We start from the raw sequence: 18,515 nt of genomic DNA, 5'->3' as shown, positions 1-18,515 counted from the left end.
CGACGCTCAATGTGACCTGTGCCTGTACCCCGCGTCAATGCTTGGAAGAAAGCCTCCCAACATTTAGAGTGTCGCTCAAACAGGAGGTGTTTCGGACGTGCGACTGACCCCCACGGAACGCGACCGGCTGCTGCTCTTCGGCGCCGCCGAGCTCGCCCGTGCCCGCCGGGCCCGCGGTCTGCGGCTCAATGTCCCCGAGGCGACCGCGCTCATCGCGGACACGGTCTGCGAGGCGGCCCGCGACGGCAAGCGACTCGCCGAGGCGATCGAGGCCGCCCGCTCGGTCCTCGGCCCCGACGACGTCCTGCCCGGTGTCGCCGACGTGGTCACCGAGGTCCATGTCGAGGCCGTCTTCGACGACGGCTCGCGGCTCGCGGTCGTCTCCGCCCCGATCGGCGGCGGCGGCCTGGGCGCGGCCGCGCCGGGCGCGCTGCTGCCCGGCCCCGGGCACCCGGCGTCCGAGCCGACGCTCACCCTCCCCGTACGGAACACGGCGACGGTCCCCGTGAGCGTCACCTCCCACTTCCACTTCTTCGAGGTCAACCCGCGCCTCGACTTCGACCGGTCCGCCGCGTACGGCATGCGGCTGGCCATCCCGGCAGGCGCCTCCTTCCGCTTCGACCCGGGCGGCGAGGCGGAGGTCGGGCTCGTGCCGATCGGCGGCGCGCGCGTCGCCATCGGCTTCGCGGGCCTGGTCGACGGCCCGCTCGACGCGCCGGGCGCACGGGAGGAGGCCCTGCGACGCGCGGCGGCCTGCGGCTACCTGGGTGTGCCGCCCGAAGGCACATCGGCCGAGGGCGCCCTCCCCGAAGGCACTCCCTCCGAAGGCGCCCCGTCCGAGGGCGCCCCGTCCGACGAGGAAGGCAAGTGATGGACCCGTACGAGTACGCATCCGTGCACGGCCCCCGCGCCGGCGACCGTGTCGTCCTGGGCGACTCCGGTCTCGTCGTCCGCGTCGAGTCGGACTCGCAGCGGCCGGGGGACGAGTTCCTGGCCGGTTTCGGCAAGACCGCCCGCGACGGCCTGCACCTCAAGGCGGCGGCCGTCCGCGAGACCTGCGACGTCGTGATCAGCAACGTGCTGGTGATCGACGCCGTCCTCGGCGTCCGCAAGGTGTCCATCGGCATCCGCGAGGGCCGGATCCACGCGATCGGCCGGGCCGGCAACCCCGACACCCTCGACGGCGTGGACGTGGTCGTCGGCACCGGCACCTCGATCGTCTCCGGCGAGGGGCTGATCGCCACCGCCGGAGCCGTCGACACCCATGTCCATCTGCTGTCGCCCCGGATCATGGAGGCCTCGCTCGCGAGCGGCGTCACCACGGTCATCGGGCAGGAGTTCGGCCCGGTGTGGGGCGTCGGCGTGAACTCGCCGTGGGCGCTGCGGCACGCGTTCGGCGCCTTCGACGCCTGGCCGGTCAACATCGGTTTCCTGGCCCGGGGTTCGTCCTCGGACCCGGCGCCGCTGGTGGAGGCACTCGCGGAGGGCGGGGCGTCGGGTTTCAAGGTCCACGAGGACATGGGCGCCCACACGCGTGCGCTCGACACGGCCCTGCGGGTGGCCGAGGAGCACGATGTGCAGGTCGCCCTGCACAGCGACGGCCTGAACGAGTGCCTGTCGGTCGAGGACACCCTGCGGGTCCTGGACGGCCGTACGATCCACGCCTTCCACATCGAGGGCTGCGGCGGCGGGCACGTCCCCAACGTCCTGAAGATGGCGGGCGTGCCGAACGTCATCGGCTCCTCCACCAACCCCACGCTCCCCTTCGGCCGCGACGCCGTCGCCGAGCACTACGGGATGATCGTCTCCGTCCACGACCTGAAGACCGACCTGCCCGGTGATGCCGCGATGGCGCGCGACCGGATCCGGGCCGGGACGATGGGTGCGGAGGACGTGCTGCACGACCTCGGCGCGATCGGGATCACCTCCTCCGACGCGCAGGGCATGGGCAGGGCCGGCGAGACCGTACGCCGGACCTTCGCCATGGCCGGGAAGATGAAGGCCGAGCTCGGACCGATGGAGGGTGACGGCGCGCACGACGACAACGCGCGCGTGCTGCGCTACATCGCCAAACTCACCATCAACCCGGCGATCGCCCACGGCCTCGCCCACGAGATCGGCTCGATCGAGGTCGGCAAGATGGCCGACATCGTGCTGTGGCGGCCCCCGTTCTTCGGTGCGAAGCCGCAGATGGTCATCAAGAACGGCTTCCCCGCATGGGGGGTCGTGGGCGATCCGAACGCCGCCACCGACACCTGTGAACCGCTCGTCCTCGGACCGCTGTTCGGCGGGCACGGCACCACGCCCGCCGACATCTCGGTCGCCTTCGTCGCCCAGGCGGCCGTCGACCTCGGCTCCGACCGGATGCCGACCCGCCGCCGCCGCGTGCCGGTGCGCGGTACGCGCGGCATCGGCCCCGCCGACCTGCGGCTCAACTCCCGCACCGGAGACGTCCAGGTCGACGGCCGGACCGGCCTCGTCTCGCTCGACGGCGCGCCGATCCGCTCCGAGGCGGTCGACTCCGTCTCGCTCAACCGCCTCTACTTCCTCTAGTTCCTCTAGTTCCTCTAGGACCTGTCACCATGACCTACCGCATGCCCGCCGAGTGGATGCCGCACGAGCGCACCTGGATGGCCTGGCCCAGCCCCAACCCCACCTTCACCGACGCCGACGAGCTGGCCGAGGCCCGTACGGCCTGGGCGTCCGTGGCCCGTGCCGTACGCCGCTTCGAGCCGGTCACGATGGTGGTGGCGCCCGGCGACACCGAGTCCGCCCGCACCCTCGTCGGTGCGGACGTCGATCTCGTCGAGCGGGACCTCGACGACGCCTGGATGCGGGACATCGGCCCGACCTTCGTCACCGACGGCAACGAACTGGCCGCCGTGGACTGGGTGTTCAACGGCTGGGGCGGCCAGGACTGGGCCCGCTGGGAGCACGACTCGAAGATCGCCCGCCATGTCGCGGACGCGGCGGGCGTCCCCGTCCTCTCCTCGCCGCTCGTGAACGAGGGCGGCGCGATCCACGTCGACGGCGAGGGCACGGTCCTGCTGACCGACACCGTCCAGCTCGGCAGCGGCCGCAACCCCGGCTGGACCCGCGAGCAGGTCGAGGCCGAGATCCACGCCAGGCTCGGCACGACGAAGGCGATCTGGCTCCCGCACGGCCTCAGCGGCGACTACGGCCTCTACGGCACCCAGGGCCACGTCGACATCGTCGCCGCGTTCGCCCGGCCCGGCACGGTCCTCGTCCACAGCCAGCAGGACCCGGCCCACCCCGACTACGAGCGCTCGCGGATGTACGTGAGCATCCTGCGGGGCCAGACCGACGCCCAGGGCCGCCCCCTGGAGGTCGTCGAGATCCCGGCCCCGACCGTCCTCAAGGACGAGGAGGGCGACTGGGTCGACTACTCGTACATCAACCACTACCTGTGCAACGACGGCGTGGTCCTCTGCTCCTTCGACGACCCGCACGACGAACTGGCGGCCGAGATCTTCCGCCGCCTCTTCCCTGAGCGCGAGGTGGTCCTGGTCGACGCGCGCACGATCTTCGCGGGCGGCGGCGGCATCCACTGCATCACGCAGCAGCAGCCGAGGGTCTGAAACCCCTTGGCGACGGGCGCGGGCCGCGTGACAGCCTGCGGCCATGCCGCTGATCACCCACGAGGGCGCCGCCTACGCTCTCCAGATCCTGTACGCCGTACCGGACGACGCCTGGTACCTGGAGCTGAACGACGTCACCGACAACCGGACTCTCGTCACGGCGGTCGTACCGGACGAGGACCCGGCGCGGGAGCCGACCGTGTGCGTCGACCCCGTGTCGGGTCACCATCGGATCCCGTACGACGTCATGTGCTGGTTCATGGAGTACGTGGCGGAGGAGATCCGCACGTCACGGGGGTGGATGCGGCTGAGACCCGAACTCGTGGAGATCATCCGCGGGCTCCGCGAGGAGTACCTGGGCATGATCGACGACGAGCGGTTCGGGCCCGTCCTCGCCGAACTGCGGGCGACCGTGCCCGCCCAGGACCTCCCCGACGTCCTGAGCGCCGCCTTCGGACGGAACGCCGACGGAAGCGTGAGGTAGAACAGACGAGTGACCCGTATCGACCCCGCCGTACCCCGGCGACGCAACAACGCCGCCCCTCCCCGCGAGGAACTGCTCGCCGCCGCCATGGACACCATCGCCGAGCGAGGGCTCGACGGGCTGACCATGGCCGGGCTCGGGCGGCAGGTCGGGATGAGCAGCGGGCACCTGCTCTACTACTTCCGCACCAAGGACGAGCTGCTGCTCCAGACCCTGGAGTGGAGCGAGGGGCGGCTCGGCGCCGAGCGGAGTGCGCTGCTGTCCCGGCCGGGGACCGCGCGCGAGCGGCTCGACGGGTACGTGGACGTGTACGTGCCCGACGGCCCGCGCGATCCGCACTGGACCCTGTGGCTGGAGGTCTGGAACCGGTCCCAGAACGCCGACGCCGACGCCCGTGCCCGCCAGGCCGCCATCGAGGGGGCCTGGCACCGGGACCTGGTCGCGATCCTCGCCGAGGGGGTCTCGCGGGGCGAGTTCCGACCGGTCGACCCGGACCGGTTCGCCACCCGTACGAGGGCCCTCCTGGACGGCTTCAGCGTGCACGTCGCGGTCGGCGTACCCGGTACCGGTCGCGAGCAGGTCCTTTCGCACGTACGGGAGTTCATCGAGCAGGACCTGTTGCCGCGACCACAACGCACGTAAGTACACGGGATCGTTGTCGCCTACACCCTTGTTGCCCCGGCGTCACCTCCGGCACGGTTCCGGACCATGGGACGAGAGCACTGGAAGAAGATCTGGGTCGGCTCCGCCGGCAACATGGTCGAGTGGTTCGACTGGTTCGTGTACGCGAGCTTCGCCACCTACTTCGCGGGGGCCTTCTTCCCCGAGGGCAACGACACCGCCAAACTCATGAACACCGCCGGCATCTTCGCCGTCGGCTTCTTCATGCGCCCCGTCGGCGGCTGGCTCCTCGGCCGGGTCGGCGACCGCAAGGGCCGCAAGGCGGCCCTCACCCTCACCGTCACCCTGATGTCGGCCTCCGCGCTCCTCATCGCGGTCGCACCCACCTACTCCGTCGCCGGATACGGCGGCGCCGCCGTCCTCCTGATCGCCCGCCTCCTCCAGGGGCTCTCCGTCGGCGGCGAGTACGCCGCCAGCGCCACCTACCTCACCGAGGCCTCGGCCCCGGAGCACCGCGGCTTCGCCTCCAGCTTCCAGTACGTGTCGATGACCGCGGGCCAGATCCTCGGGCTCGGCCTGCTGCTCGTGCTCCAGCACACCCTGTCCGGCGAGGCCCTGCACAGCTGGGGCTGGCGCATCCCGTTCGTCCTCGGCGCCCTCGGCGCGGCCGTCGTCTTCTACCTGCGCCGCACGATGCTGGAGACGGAGGTGTACGAGACCACCGCCGACGACGGGGTCGCGAGCGAGCAGAAGGGCACCCTCAAGGCGCTGTGGGCGCACCGGCGCGAGGCCTTCCTCGTCGTCGCGCTCACCATGGGCGGGACCGTGGCGTACTACACGTACACCACCTACCTCACCAAGTACCTCTCCAACTCCGCCGGCCTCCCCAAGCAGACCGCGACCCTGGTCTCCTTCTGCGCCCTCATCGTCTTCGCCTGCCTCCAGCCGCTGGCCGGCCGGCTCTCCGACCGCATCGGCCGCCGCCCGCTGCTCATCACCTTCGCGGTGGGCTCCACGCTCCTCACCGTGCCGATCCTGACGATGCTGAAGCACGCGGGCTCCTTCTGGCCGGCCCTCGGGCTCTCCCTGCTCGCGCTCGTCGTCATCACCGGCTACACCTCCATCAACGCCTGCGTGAAGGCCGAGCTCTTCCCCACCGGCATCCGCGCCCTCGGCGTGGCCCTGCCGTACGCCGTCGCCAACGCGCTGTTCGGAGGCACCGCCGAGTACGTGGCCCTGTGGTTCAAGGACGCGGGCATCGAGTCGGGCTTCTACTGGTACGTGGCGGGCTGTGCGGCCGTCTCCCTGGTCGTCTACCTCACGATGCGGGAGACCAGGGACATCGACCTGGGCCGGGTCGGGACGGACGGCGCGGCGGCGCCCGGGCGGAAGCGGGACCAGATGCCCGTATCGTGAGACCACCGTCCCGCCGGGCCGTCACCTGTGTCAGACTTCCGGCGTGCTTGCTACCACGGTGATTATCGGCAGCAGCGCGCCGGTCCGCAGTGGCCACTGATCCGCGGCACGACCCCCGCGGCAGTGGACACCGTGCCTCAGACCCGCGCGCAGACCTCTCGCACCCGCGAGGGGTTTTTTCGTTTTCCGGCCCCACCCCTGCCGGAAGCGGACGTCGCGTGAGAATGGGGGCAAGTGGATCCAGACCTTCCGGAGCCACATCCGACAGGAGCCATCACAGTCATGACCACGGAGAACGCCGAGAGCCAGAGCCAGCGCCTCGACGACAGCTTCCATGTCTTCGACACGACGCTGCGCGACGGGGCACAGCGTGAAGGCATCAACCTCACCGTCGCGGACAAGCTGACCATCGCCCGGCACCTCGACGAGTTCGGCGTGGGCTTCATCGAGGGCGGCTGGCCCGGAGCCAACCCGCGCGACACGGAGTTCTTCGCCCGCGCCGGCCAGGAGATCGCGTTCAAGAACGCGCAGCTCGTCGCCTTCGGCGCCACCCGCAGACCCGGTGGCGACGCGGCCGCCGACCCGCAGGTCAAGGCCCTCCTCGACTCCGGCGCCCCGGTCATCACGCTCGTCGCCAAGTCGCACGACCGACACGTCGAGCTCGCCCTGCGCACCACCCTCGACGAGAACCTGGAGATGGTCCGCGACACCGTCTCCCACCTGGTCTCCCAGGGCCGCCGCGTCTTCGTCGACTGCGAGCACTTCTTCGACGGCTACAAGGCCGACCCCGACTACGCCAAGGCCGTCGTCCGCGCCGCGTACGAGGCGGGCGCCGATGTCGTCATCCTCTGCGACACCAACGGCGGCATGCTCCCCGCCCAGATCCAGGCCGTCGTCGCCACCGTCCTCGCCGACACCGGCGCCCGCCTCGGCATCCACGCCCAGGACGACACCGGCTGCGCCGTCGCCAACACGCTGGCCGCCGTCGACGCCGGCGCCACCCACGTCCAGTGCACCGCCAACGGCTACGGCGAGCGGGTCGGCAACGCCAACCTCTTCCCCGTCGTCGCGGCCCTGGAGCTCAAGTACGGCAAGAAGGTGCTGCCCGACGGCGCCCTCGCCGAGATGACCCGGATCTCGCACGCCATCGCCGAGGTCGTCAACCTCACCCCCTCCACCCACCAGCCGTACGTCGGCGTCTCCGCCTTCGCGCACAAGGCCGGGCTCCACGCCTCCGCGATCAAGGTCGACCCCGACCTCTACCAGCACATCGACCCCGAGCTGGTCGGCAACACCATGCGGATGCTGGTCTCCGACATGGCCGGCCGGGCCTCCATCGAGCTCAAGGGCAAGGAGCTCGGCGTCGACCTGGGCGACGACCGGGCGCTCGTGGCCCGGGTCGTCGAGCGGGTCAAGGAGCGCGAGCTCCAGGGCTACACGTACGAGGCCGCCGACGCCTCCTTCGAGCTGCTCCTCCGGGAGGAGGCCGAGGGCAGGGCCCGCCGCTACTTCCGTACGGAGTCCTGGCGCGCGATCGTCGAGGACCGCCCCGACGGCACCCACGCCAACGAGGCCACCGTGAAGCTCTGGGCCAAGGGCGAGCGGATCGTCGCCACCGCCGAGGGCAACGGTCCGGTCAACGCCCTCGACCGCGCGATGCGCCTCGCGCTGGAGCGGATCTACCCGCAGCTCGCCAAGTTCGAGCTGGTCGACTACAAGGTCCGCATCCTGGAGGGCCGCCACGGCACCGAGTCCACCACCCGTGTCCTGATCACCACCAGCGACGGCAACGGCGAGTGGTCGACGGTCGGCGTCGGCGAGAACGTCATCGCCGCCTCCTGGCAGGCCCTGGAGGACGCCTTCACGTACGGAGTGCTGCGGGCCGGGATCGACCCCGCCGAGTAGCGCGCGCCTGCAACCCCGACCGCTCCTCTATATCCTGTTTGTCCCGCTTCGGGTAGCGTCGAGTCATGAGGACCAGGCCGCTCTCCGTACTGTCGGCCCTCGGCGGGCTGATACTGCTGCTGCTCCTGGTCCTGGCCCCCTCCGCGGGCGCCAGGGCCACGGGGATACCCGACGCGGCCGCCGCCCTGAAACAGGGCCCGGTGTACGTCGACCCGGGCGCCGCCGACCAGCTGTCCACGTCCGAGGCGGACGCCCTCGCCCAGAAGATCAAGAACGCGGACAAGCCGCTGTTCGTGGCCGTCCTGCCGGCGAGCACGCAGTTCCCGCCGGAGGACCTCCTCCAGAACCTGCGGACCCAGACCGGAATCACCGGCCTGTACGCGGTCCGCCTCGGCGACGGCTTCGATGCGGGCGCCGACCGCGCCGTCATGTCCGAACAGGCCGTACGGAACCTCGTCACCTCCGTGAAGCAGCCGGGCGTCGACGCGGCCACCGAGCTCGACAACTTCGTCGACCAGGCCCTGCCCACCATGCGCGGCTCCGCCCCCGCGAGCTGGGGCTCCGCCGGCACCGACGACGGCGTCCCCGTCGCCGGCCTCGTGACCCTCGGCGCCGTGGTCGCCGCCGGAGGCGCGGGCGCCTACGCGGTCGTCCGCCGCAACCGGCTCCGCAAGGAGGCCGAGGAGCGCGCCGCACTCGACAAGCTCCGGGTCGTCGTCGACGAGGACATCACCGCCTTCGGCGAGGAACTCGAACGCCTCGACTTCCACCCCGCCGAGGCGGGCGCCGACGACGCCATGCGCGGCGACTACGAACACTCCCTCGACGCCTACGACAAGGCGAAGTCCCTGATGGCCTCCGCCGCCCGGCCCCATGACGTCCGACCCGTCACCGAGGCCCTGGCGGACGGCCGCCATTCGCTCGCCGTCCTGGCCGCCCGCCGCGAGTCCCGGCCGCTCCCCGAGCGCCGCGCCCCCTGCTTCTTCGACCCGCGCCACGGCCCCTCCGTCGAGGACCGCACCTGGACGCCGGGCGGCGGCACCGCCCGCCAGGTCCCGGTCTGCGCCGCCGACGCGTCCCGCCTCGACGACGGCCTGGACCCGATGGCCCGCACGGTCGACGCGGACGGCGTCCGCCGCCCGTACTGGGAGGCGGGCCCGGCCTACGGCCCCTGGGCCGGCGGCTACTTCGGCGGCGGCCTCCTCCCCGGCCTCCTGATGGGCACCGTCCTCGGCTCGATGCTCTCCACCCCGGCCTACGCGGCCGAGTACGGCGGCAGCGAGTTCGAGGGCGGCGACGTCTCCGGCGCCGAGTTCGACTCCGGCGACTTCGGCGGCAGCGGCTTCGGCGACGGCGGCGGCTTCGGGGGCGGCGACTTCGGAGGTGGCGGCGGCTTCGACGGCGGTGGCGGTTTCTAGGCGGTCGCTCACACCAGTGGCTTCACCGACATCAGCAGATGGCGGTGGGTCGGCTCCGGGCCGTCGGTGAGGAGGGCGCGCTGGCCCGGGCCCAGGAGGTGGAAGTGGACCTTCGGGGAGTCCAGGGTGGTCAGGGCGTCCAGGAGGTAGCCGGGATTGAAGGCGACCGTGAGGGTGTCCCGGCCCGTGAGGGCGGCCGCGAGGTGCTGGGAGGCCACGTCGTCCTCGTAGCCCGCCTGGAGGTGGATCGCCGTGGGGGTGAAGGTCAGCTGGACCGGGCTGTCGCCCTCGGCGACGACCGCGACCCGCTTCACCGCCTCGGTGAGCGGAGCCCGGTCGGTGGCGGCCATGGCGTGGTCGCCGAGGGTGAAGAGCTTGTCGTGCCGGGGGAGACGGCCGTCCAGGAGGCGGGTGGTGGTGCGCAGGCCGCCGCTCTCGAAGCCGATCGAGCCGCCGTCCAGGGCGAGCCGGGCGGGGCCCGAGCCGGCCAGGGAGCGGGCGATCTCGGTGAGCCGCCGGGCCGGGACGACCACGTCGGCCGGTTCGCCGCCGTCGGACTCCGGCTTCCACTCCAGGGTGCGGACCGCGTAGCGGTAGCGGTCGGTGGCCGCGAGCGTCATGGTCGTGCCGTCCAGGGCGAGCCGTATCCCGGTGAGGACCGGCAGCGAGTCGTCCCGGCCCGCCGCCACGGCCACCTGGCCGACCGCCGCGGCGAAGGCGTCCCCGTCCACCAGTCCGCGGACCTCGGGCAGCGCGGGCGGGGCCGGATAGTCGTCGAGCGGCAGCAGGGAGAGGCCGAAGCGGGCGTCGCCCGAGGTGACCGAGAGACGGGCGCCCTCCACGGCGAGCTCCGTGAGGCCCCGGGGGAGCACCTTGCAGATGTCGAGCAGCCGCCGGCCCAGGACCAGGGCCCGGCCCTCGACGTCCGTGTCGGCCTCCACCTCGACCCGCGCCGAGGCCTCGTGGTCCAGGCCGGAGACCCGCAGCCGGCCGCCCGCCGCCTCCAGGAGCAGACCGCCGAGGACGGGCATGGGGGAGCGGGCCGGCAGGACGCGCGCGGCCCAGGCCACGGCATCGGTCAACACGCCGCTGTCGATACGGAATTCCATGCCGTCGACGCTAGACGCCACCACTGACAATGCCGTCGGCCGGCATGCGCACGGGAAGGAAACCGATCCCTCGACCGTTGAGATCGCCGAACAGGTCGGCGACGTAGCAGGGGGAGCAGCGCGATGAGCGACGGTCAGGTGCAGGGACGTGTCCACGGCACGGTGGAGCCCGGATTCGAGTCCGTACGGGAGGAGTTCGCCACCGTCGTGGCGGACGAGGCACGTGACGGCGGAGCCCAGCTCGCCGTCCATCATCAGGGCAGGCTCGTCGTGGACCTCTGGGGTGGCGACGGTGTCGACGGGGACTCGCTCCTCGGCCTCTACTCCTCCTCCAAGGGGGCGATGGCCCTGGTCACCGCCCTGCTCGTCCAGGACGGCGTGCTCGATCTCGATCGCGAAGTCGCCTCCTGGTGGCCCGAGTTCGCCGCCGAGGGCAAGGGGGAGGTGACCCTGCGGCAGCTGCTCGCCCACCGCTCCGGCGTGATCGGCGCCGACGGCGGCCTCGGCCCCGACGAACTCGCGGACGACCGGGCCGTCGCCGCACGGCTCGCGGGCCAGCGCCCCTTCTGGGAGCCCGGCACCGCCCACGGCTACCACGCCCTCGTGATCGGCCCCCTCGTCGGCGAGGTCGTTCTGCGGGCCACCGGACGGACGATCCAGGAGCTGTTCGAGGAGCGGGTCCGCGCCCCGTACGCGCTCGACTACTACCTGGGCCTGCCCGAGGAGCTGGAGCCCCGCTTCCGTACGGCCCTGCCGATGCGGCCGACGCCCGCCGAGCAGGCCCTCCTCGACGAGAACCCGATCGCCCCTGACAGCCTCATGGCCATCGCGTTCAACTTCCACGCGGACCCGCCGTTCGACATCGTCGGATACGCCAACTCCCGTACGGTACGGGCCCGGGCGCCGATCTCCGGCGGCGGCATCGGCTCCGCGCGCGGCCTCTCCCGGATGTACGCGGCGATCGCCGGCGAGCTCGACGGCCGCGCCCCGCTCCTGAAGCCGGACACCCTGGCCGAGTTCGCCCGGCCCCACTCCTCCGGCCAGGACCTGGTGACCGGCAGGCCGAACGCCTTCGGCCTCGGCTTCGTCCCGCTGGCCACCCGGCACCCGGTGCTCGGCCCGCTCGCCGTCGGCCACAGCGGCGCCCCCGGCTCCCAGGCCTTCGCCGACCCGGCCACCGGCCTCGCCTACAGCTACGCCCGCCGCCGCTTCGGCTTCGCCGCGGGCCCCGGCGCCGTCGAGAACGACCGCCTGATCCCGGCGGTGGTCGCGGCGGCCGCACGCCAAGGCGTCATGTCCGGTGCGGCCGTCAGGGGCGTTTGACGTGACCAGCGGATGCCTCGAAGGGGCGAACCCCTGGACGACGTGAAACGGCTCGGCCGGGCGGCGGAGGCCGGCGACGCGGCGCTCGTCGCGGAACTCCTCGCCTCGGGCGTGGACCCCGACGCGCGGGAGCGGTACCGGCCCACGCCTCTGGACACGGCGGTCACCAAGGGGCACACGGAGGTGGTCACCCTCCTCCTCGGCGCGGGCGCCGACCCCCACCAGTACACCGGGGAGTACGAGGAGCAGACGCCGCTCTGCCAGGCCGTGGCATGGGGACACACCGACATCGTGAGGCTCCTCCTCGACGCAGGAGCCTCCACGGGCATCCAGTCCAGGCGCGAGAACCTGCTCCCCCTCGTCACGGCGGTGACCGGCACCGTGGTCGAGGACCGGGTGCCGCTCGTCGACCTGCTCCTGGAGTACGGCGCGGACCTGGAAGACCGGTCGAAGAGGGGGGAGACCCCTCTCGAATGGGTGGCGGGCACGCCCGCCCCCGACACGGTCCGCCATCTGCTCGCCCGGGGCGCCGTCCCCACCCCGCGGTGCGTCGCCCGGGCTCGCGGCGGTGCCAGGCGCCTTCCGGAGCACGCCGCCGCCTTCCAGGAGATCGAGGAGGCCGTCCTCCGAGCGGCCCGAGCGGCCCGAGCGGCCCACGCCGCCCGCGCAGGGCGCTGAACCACGCCGCGATGTCGGGTGGCGTGCAACGCCGAGCGCCCGCCTTCCGCTGCTGCGGAGGGCGGGCGCGCTCGTGTCACTTCAGGACCAGGACCAGGACCGGGACCGGGACCAGGACCAGGGTCGGGCGGGCCGGATCGGGCGGGCCGGGATCGAACTCAGGCGGCGTTCTTGATCGCGGAGATGTCGAAGTTCAGCTTGACCTTGTCGCTGACCATCACGCCGCCGGTCTCCAGGGCCGCGTTCCAGGTCAGGCCCCAGTCGGAGCGCAGGATCTCGGCGGAGCCCTCGAAGCCGACGCGCTCGTTGCCGTAGACGTCCGTCGCGGAGCCGTTGAACTCCAGGTCGATCGCGAGCGGCTTCGTGACGTCCTTGATGGTCAGGTCGCCGGTGATCCGGTACGTGTCGCCGCCCAGCTGCTCGGCGCGCAGGGAGCGGAACGTCATGAGCGGGAACTGCTCGACGTCGAAGAAGTCACCGCTGCGCAGGTGGCCGTCGCGGTCCGCGATGCCCGTGTCGATCGATCCGATCTTGACGTCGATCGAGGCGGTGGAGGCGTCCGGGTTGGCGCCGTCCAGCTTCAGGACGCCCTCGTGCTCGGCGAAGGTGCCGCGGACGTTGGTGACCATGGCGTGACGGACGGTGAAGCCGATGCTGCTGTGGGCCGGGTCGATGGTGTAGTCGCCGGTCAGGGCGGTCAGGGCCGGGTCCACGGGGAGGGTGGCGACGGCGACGGCGGACTCGTTGCTCTTGCGGTTGAAGAAACCCATGACGGACAGCTCCTTGATCGGGGACGTGTGTCGAGCGGTTCTTGTTGAACCTTCAACGAGAATGACTGTAGACGCATTCCGTTCAACTTTCAACATCTCCGGAAGATGTTCACCCGAACGGTCCCGACAAGGTGCCGACGCCCTCTGGCGGACGCGCGTAGAACTGCGGCACCATCTCCCTGCGCGAAGAGCACCAGAGCACCACCTGCACCACCGTCCCCACCGCCACGGTCACCAGCAGGAGGCAACCCCATGAAGCTCCGCTCCGTCCTCACCGCCCTCGCCCTCGTCCTCGGCGCGCTCTTCGCGCCCGGCGTCGGCGTCCTCACCGCCGCGGGCGAGGCCCACGCCGTCACGAAGATCAGCCACGCCACCGCGACCTCGATGTTCCGGTCCTCCGGGATCACCTGGTCCTCCTCCGGCGGCTGCTCCAACCGCAACGTCGCCACCTGCACGTCCTTCGACCAGCTCAACCTGGCCACCGCCCAGGGCGCCCAGACCCTCAAGAGCGCCAGCGGCTGCGCCCTCAACATCACCGGCGGCACCGAGACCGGCCACGCGAGCGGCACGTACTCCCACTGGAACGGCTACAAGCTCGACTTCGGCAAGGCCACCTGCGTCACCAACTACGTGAAGAACACGTTCACGTACATCGGCGTACGCGGTGACGGCGCCCCGCAGTGGAAGTCCGGAGCGGGCAACGTCTACGCGGACGAGGGCAACCACTGGGACGTGACCTTCTACAACTGCGGCGGCTGCTGACCGGCGCTTCCGGTCCGAAAGAGCCCTCTTCGGCGGTCACTTGGACTAACCGAAGGGGGTTCTTGGACTGGAGGGGCCCGCGCGGCGCGATCTCGTTGACGGTGCCGCCGGGGCGGGGCCAACTAGAGCGCATGTCCCTCCCCCCTTCGCGAAGAATCCGTGCGGCCTGTGCGCTCGCCGTCGCTTCCTCCGCCGTGTTCGCCCTGGCCGGGCCCGCCCTGGCCGAGGGAGCCACGGTCGAGGGCGCGGCAGCCGTCCCCGCGGCCGCCGACGCGGCGGCCACCGGCATCGCGGCAGCCGGCACCGCGGTCTCCGACGGCCCCGTCATCTCCTCCCGCCGGCTCTCCGTCGCCGTCGCCGAGGACTTCCCCCGCGTCCTCTCGTACACCGACCGGGCGAGCGGCGCCCGGCTCCTCGGCAGTACGGCCCCGGTCACGCAGATCGTCCTCAACGGCACCGCGCACGCCGTCCGGGCCAAGGGCGCCCCCGTCCTGACCGCCTCCGCCGCCGCGTACACCCTCACCTTCCCCGACCTGCCCGGCGTCGAGATCGACGCGCGGCTGAGCGTCGACGGGCGGGCCACCACGTTCCGGGTGACCGCCGTCCGCGACACCGAGGGCTTCCGGGTCGGCACCCTCGACATACCGGGCCACGACCTGGTCTCCGTCGGTTCCTCGGACGCCGGCGCCGCGACCGCCTTCACCCGGCTCGACCCGGACTCCACCCGTACCGCCGACGTCTTCGCCCAGGTCACCGACGCGACCGCGGCCGAGGCCGCCCCGGTGGGCGCGAGCTACGCGATCGTCAGCACCGGGCGGCTCGCCGCCGCCGTCGAGTCCAACTCCAGCTACGACGAGCCCACCGGGGCCTCCGCCCGCGACGGCGCCCGCTTCTGGCACCAGGCCCGCAAGCAGACCACCGGCACCGGCACCGAGACCCGCGTCGGCGTCTGGTCCGGCCAGTGGACCTACCGCGGCGAGGGCGCCCCGAAGCCCGCGAGCGGCGACGGCCTGCCCTGGGTCAAGGTCGTGGTCACCCCCGACGCCAACGCCGACGGCGCCACCGACTGGCAGGACGGCGCCATCGCCTTCCGTACGATCGGGATCAAGGCCCCGGGCAGCGAGGAGACCCCCGACCGGGTCGTCGCCCACATCCCGTTCAACTTCGCCTCGCAGGCCACCCACCCCTTCCTGCGCACCCTCGACGACGTCAAGCGGATCTCGCTCTCCACCGACGGCCTCGGCCAGTTCGCGCTGCTCAAGGGGTACGGATCCGAGGGGCACGACTCCGCCCACCCCGACTACGGCGGCAACTACAACAAGCGGGCCGGCGGCCTCACCGACCTCAACGTCCTGCTCAAGGAGGGCCGGAAGTGGGGCGCGGACTTCGGCGTCCACGTCAACGCCACCGAGTCCTACCCCGAGGCGAAGAACTTCAGCGAGACCCTCGTCGACAGGACCAAGCCCGGCTGGAACTGGCTCAACCAGAGCTACTACATCGACCAGCGCCGCGACATCAACAGCGGTGACCTCGCCCGCCGCTTCCGACAGCTGCGCGACGAGACCGACCGCAACCTCTCCACCCTCTACATCGACGTCTACTACACCCACGGCTGGATCGCCGACGAGACGATGCGAGCCGTCCAGGCACAGGGCTGGAACGTCGCCACCGAGTGGTCCGAGAAGTTCGAGCGGGCCTCCCTCTGGTCCCACTGGGCCAACGACCTCGACTACGGCGGCGCCACCAACAAGGGCCTCAACTCGCAGATCGTGCGCTTCATCCGGAACGGCGAGAAGGACGTCTGGAACAACCACCCCGTCCTCGGCCAGACCGCCCTCGTCGACTTCGAGGGCTGGACCGGCGAGACCGACTGGAACGACTTCACCGCCAACATCTGGCAGCGGAACCTGCCCGCCAAGTACCTCCAGCAGCAGCGGATCACCCGTTGGAACGGCAACGACATCACCTTCACCGGCGGGGTCCGCGGCACCGTGGAGAACGGCGCGCGCACCTTCTACGACGACGGCCGCAAGGTCCTCGACGGTGAGACGTATCTGCTCCCGTGGGACGGCGGCAAGAAGTTCTACCACTACAACAAGGCCGGCGGCACGACCAGTTGGGCCGTCCCGGCCGGCGTCCGCTCGTACTCCGTGTACAAGCTCACCGACAACGGGCGCGTGAAGACCGCCACCGTGCGGCCCACCGACGGGAAGATCACCCTCGACGCCGACGCCGGACAGCCCTACGTCCTCCACCCCGACCGCGCGCCCGCACAGCCCGCCCCGAAGTGGGGCCAGGGCACCCCGGTGAAGGACCCCGGCTTCAACGACGCGGAGCTCGGCGCCTGGACCAGGACCGGCACCGTCGCCCGCGACACCGACGAGCAGGGCCGCAACAGCGCGAAGCTCTCCGGCACCGCCACCGCCTCGGTCGAGCAGCGGATCACCGGCCTCACCCCCGGCAGGCGGTACACCGCCTCCGCCCTGATCGAGGTCCAGCCCGGTGCCACCCGACCCGCCACCCTCTCCGTCGGCGGGCGGTCCGTCACCGTCGAACGTTCCTCCCTCCAGGACCGGGTCGCCGCCTCCGACTGGAACGGCACCCGCTTCCAGCGCGCCAAGGTCACCTTCACCGCACCCCGGGGCGGCACCCCGCTCAGGATCGAGGCCGCGGGCGGCAGCACCGCCACCGTCCGGATCGACGACGTCCGGATCGTCGCCGACGACCCCGCCACCAAGGCCGGGACCGTGGTGTACGAGGACTTCGAAGCCGTCGACCAGGGCTGGGGCCCCTTCCTCAAGGGCGACGCGGGCGGCACGACCGACCCGCGCACCCACATCGCCCAGCTCCACGCCCCCTACACCCAGGCCGGCTGGAACGGGAAGCTGATCGACGACGTCATCGGCGGTGCCGAGTCCCTCAAGTCCCACGACGAGAACAGCGGACTCGTCTACCGGACCGCGCCCTGGACCGTCCCCATGAAGGACGGCCGCACCTACCGCGTCGAGTACGACTACCGGTCGAGCCACCCGGGCGCGTACGAATGGATCACCGGCTACGACCGGGCGAACGGCACCTCCGTGGAGACCCGCCGCACCCCGATCGGGCAGCAGCGGGACAGCGGGCACTTCTCCGAGACCGTCACCGCCGGCTGCGGCGACACCTGGACCGGACTGCGCAAGCGCGGTGACGCCCCGGACGGTGCCGACTTCGTCCTCGACGCCTTCACCGTCACCGACCTCGGTCCGGCCGCCGAGCGGGCCGCCTGCGGCACGCTCACCCTCACCGCGCCCGAGACCCTGGAGCCCGGCCGCCCGAACCAGGTCACGGCCACCTTCGCCAACGACGAGGCCACCGACGTCTCCGGCGCCCTGGCCGGGCTCAGCCTCCCGGCGGGCTGGACCGCCGAACCGGCGGCGCCCGTCACCCTCGGCACGGTCGCGCCGGGCGGGAAGGCCACCGCCACCTGGCAGGTGACGCCCCCGGTGGACGCGGCCTACCGGCCGTACAGCCTGGACGCGTCCCTCGCCTACGCCGTCGGGGGCGGCGAGCGGAAGCTCACCGCCGCCACCACCGTCCGTACGCTGCCCCCGCCGCCCACCGCCGACAGCTGGGCCAGCGATCTCGACTGGACCTCGGCCACCAACGGCTGGGGCCCCGTCGAGCGCGACCTCTCCAACGGCGAGACCGGCACCGGCGACGGCTCCCCGCTGCGGATCGGGGGAGTGACGTACGCCAAGGGCCTGGGCAGCCACGCGCCCGCCAAGGTCCGCTACTACCTGGGCGGCCGCTGCACCTCCCTCACCGCCGAGGTCGGGGTGGACGACGTCCAGACCAGCCGGGGCAGCGTCCGGTTCAGCGTCCTCGCCGACGGCGCCGAGCGGGTGAATTCCCCGGTCCTCAAGGCCACGGACGCCGCCTGGTCGCTCACCGCCGACGTCACCGGGGCCACCTGGGTCGACCTGGTGGTCTCCGACGGCGGCGACGGCAACGGGAACGACCACGCGGACTGGGGCAGCGCCCGCTTCCACTGCGGAGGCTGACCGCGGGGCGAGACACCGGGCCCGCGACCCTTCGGGGGTCGCGGGCCCTTCGGCGCCCTCGGCCACCTCGGGTGGCCGTGAGGGGACGACGGATCCGGGACCACTGAGGTCTATGTTGAACCCCTACAAACACGAGGGGTACCTGGCTGTTGACTCGTGCTGAACAGTTCGCCGTTCTGTCCAGCCCCACCAGGAATCGACACGCGAGACTGTACGGAGTCGACGGCGGGGTTTTCTTGTCCGACTTCGTAGGGTCGGTACATGACCGTTGTGGACCAGATCCCGAGCGAGCCCGCTGACGCCCGTGGCCGGGTGGCCGAGCTGCATGTCCTGCGTGAGCAGGCTCTCCGTGGCCCGAGTGACCGTGCGACCGAGGCGCAGCATGCG

General features: G+C 72.0%; 14 protein-coding genes. 12 read left to right on the top strand and 2 right to left on the bottom strand.

Going from position 1 to position 18,515, the window contains the following annotated elements:
- The first annotated feature begins 97 nt into the window (after positions 1-97).
- The 8 genes from ureA to ACZ4XX_RS33505 all read left to right on the top strand — a co-directional run bounded on the left by ureA (position 98) and on the right by ACZ4XX_RS33505 (position 9,443).
- The gene (gene ureA / locus ACZ4XX_RS33540) at positions 98-871 is read left to right on the top strand and encodes an urease subunit gamma (protein WP_468511632.1); all 774 of its coding nucleotides are present in this window, start codon (positions 98-100) and stop codon (positions 869-871) included.
- A complete protein-coding gene (locus tag ACZ4XX_RS33535) occupies positions 871-2,553 on the top strand; it encodes an urease subunit alpha (protein WP_468511631.1) in 1,683 nt (560 codons plus the stop codon). The genes ureA and ACZ4XX_RS33535 overlap by 1 nt, the downstream gene beginning before the upstream one ends.
- A gap of 29 nt (positions 2,554-2,582) precedes the next feature.
- Positions 2,583-3,599: an agmatine deiminase family protein gene (locus ACZ4XX_RS33530; RefSeq protein ID WP_468511630.1), complete on the top strand. Its 1,017-nt coding sequence runs from the start codon at positions 2,583-2,585 to the stop codon at positions 3,597-3,599.
- A gap of 43 nt (positions 3,600-3,642) precedes the next feature.
- Positions 3,643-4,083 carry a hypothetical protein gene (locus ACZ4XX_RS33525; protein WP_468511629.1) on the top strand — a complete coding sequence of 147 codons (441 nt, stop codon included), beginning with the start codon at positions 3,643-3,645 and terminating at the stop codon, positions 4,081-4,083.
- An 87-nt stretch (positions 4,084-4,170) separates the two neighbouring features.
- Entirely contained in the window at positions 4,171-4,725 is a 555-nt protein-coding gene (locus tag ACZ4XX_RS33520; RefSeq protein ID WP_468511657.1) for a TetR/AcrR family transcriptional regulator, read from the top strand.
- A gap of 66 nt (positions 4,726-4,791) precedes the next feature.
- On the top strand, positions 4,792-6,120 hold the full coding sequence (locus tag ACZ4XX_RS33515) for an MFS transporter (RefSeq protein WP_468511628.1): 1,329 nt from the start codon (positions 4,792-4,794) through the stop codon (positions 6,118-6,120).
- 282 nt (positions 6,121-6,402) lie between these two features.
- Positions 6,403-8,025: a citramalate synthase gene (gene cimA / locus ACZ4XX_RS33510; RefSeq protein ID WP_468511627.1), complete on the top strand. Its 1,623-nt coding sequence runs from the start codon at positions 6,403-6,405 to the stop codon at positions 8,023-8,025.
- A 65-nt stretch (positions 8,026-8,090) separates the two neighbouring features.
- Positions 8,091-9,443 (top strand): hypothetical protein, encoded by a 1,353-nt coding sequence (locus tag ACZ4XX_RS33505; protein ID WP_468511626.1) that lies wholly within the window; start codon positions 8,091-8,093, stop codon positions 9,441-9,443.
- 8 nt (positions 9,444-9,451) lie between these two features.
- Here ACZ4XX_RS33505 and dnaN read toward each other — a convergent pair whose 3' ends face one another.
- Positions 9,452-10,552, bottom strand: a complete 1,101-nt coding sequence (dnaN, locus tag ACZ4XX_RS33500) for a DNA polymerase III subunit beta (protein WP_468511625.1) — start codon at positions 10,550-10,552, stop codon at positions 9,452-9,454.
- Between the two features lie 123 nt (positions 10,553-10,675).
- On the opposite strand from dnaN, the gene ACZ4XX_RS33495 reads away from it, so the two are divergent.
- Together ACZ4XX_RS33495 and ACZ4XX_RS33490 are read left to right on the top strand one after the other, a co-directional pair.
- On the top strand, positions 10,676-11,875 hold the full coding sequence (locus tag ACZ4XX_RS33495; RefSeq protein WP_468511624.1) for a serine hydrolase domain-containing protein: 1,200 nt from the start codon (positions 10,676-10,678) through the stop codon (positions 11,873-11,875).
- Between the two features lie 12 nt (positions 11,876-11,887).
- The gene (locus ACZ4XX_RS33490) at positions 11,888-12,553 is read left to right on the top strand and encodes an ankyrin repeat domain-containing protein (protein ID WP_468511623.1); all 666 of its coding nucleotides are present in this window, start codon (positions 11,888-11,890) and stop codon (positions 12,551-12,553) included.
- Positions 12,554-12,711: 158 nt separating this feature from the next.
- Here ACZ4XX_RS33490 and ACZ4XX_RS33485 read toward each other — a convergent pair whose 3' ends face one another.
- Positions 12,712-13,323, bottom strand: a complete 612-nt coding sequence (locus ACZ4XX_RS33485; protein WP_468511622.1) for a YceI family protein — start codon at positions 13,321-13,323, stop codon at positions 12,712-12,714.
- Between the two features lie 252 nt (positions 13,324-13,575).
- Between ACZ4XX_RS33485 and ACZ4XX_RS33480 the strand changes: the two genes are divergently transcribed.
- Both ACZ4XX_RS33480 and ACZ4XX_RS33475 read left to right on the top strand, forming a co-directional pair.
- Entirely contained in the window at positions 13,576-14,085 is a 510-nt protein-coding gene (locus tag ACZ4XX_RS33480; RefSeq protein WP_209496962.1) for a hypothetical protein, read from the top strand.
- A 131-nt stretch (positions 14,086-14,216) separates the two neighbouring features.
- Positions 14,217-18,128, top strand: a complete 3,912-nt coding sequence (locus ACZ4XX_RS33475; protein WP_468511621.1) for an endo-alpha-N-acetylgalactosaminidase family protein — start codon at positions 14,217-14,219, stop codon at positions 18,126-18,128.
- The last annotated feature ends 387 nt before the right edge of the window (positions 18,129-18,515 follow it).

The sequence above is a fragment of the Streptomyces sp. NPDC029956 genome (assembly GCF_055574655.1).
The sequence above is the reverse complement of the archived record's forward strand: the minus strand, read 5'-3'. Positions and strand labels throughout refer to the sequence as shown.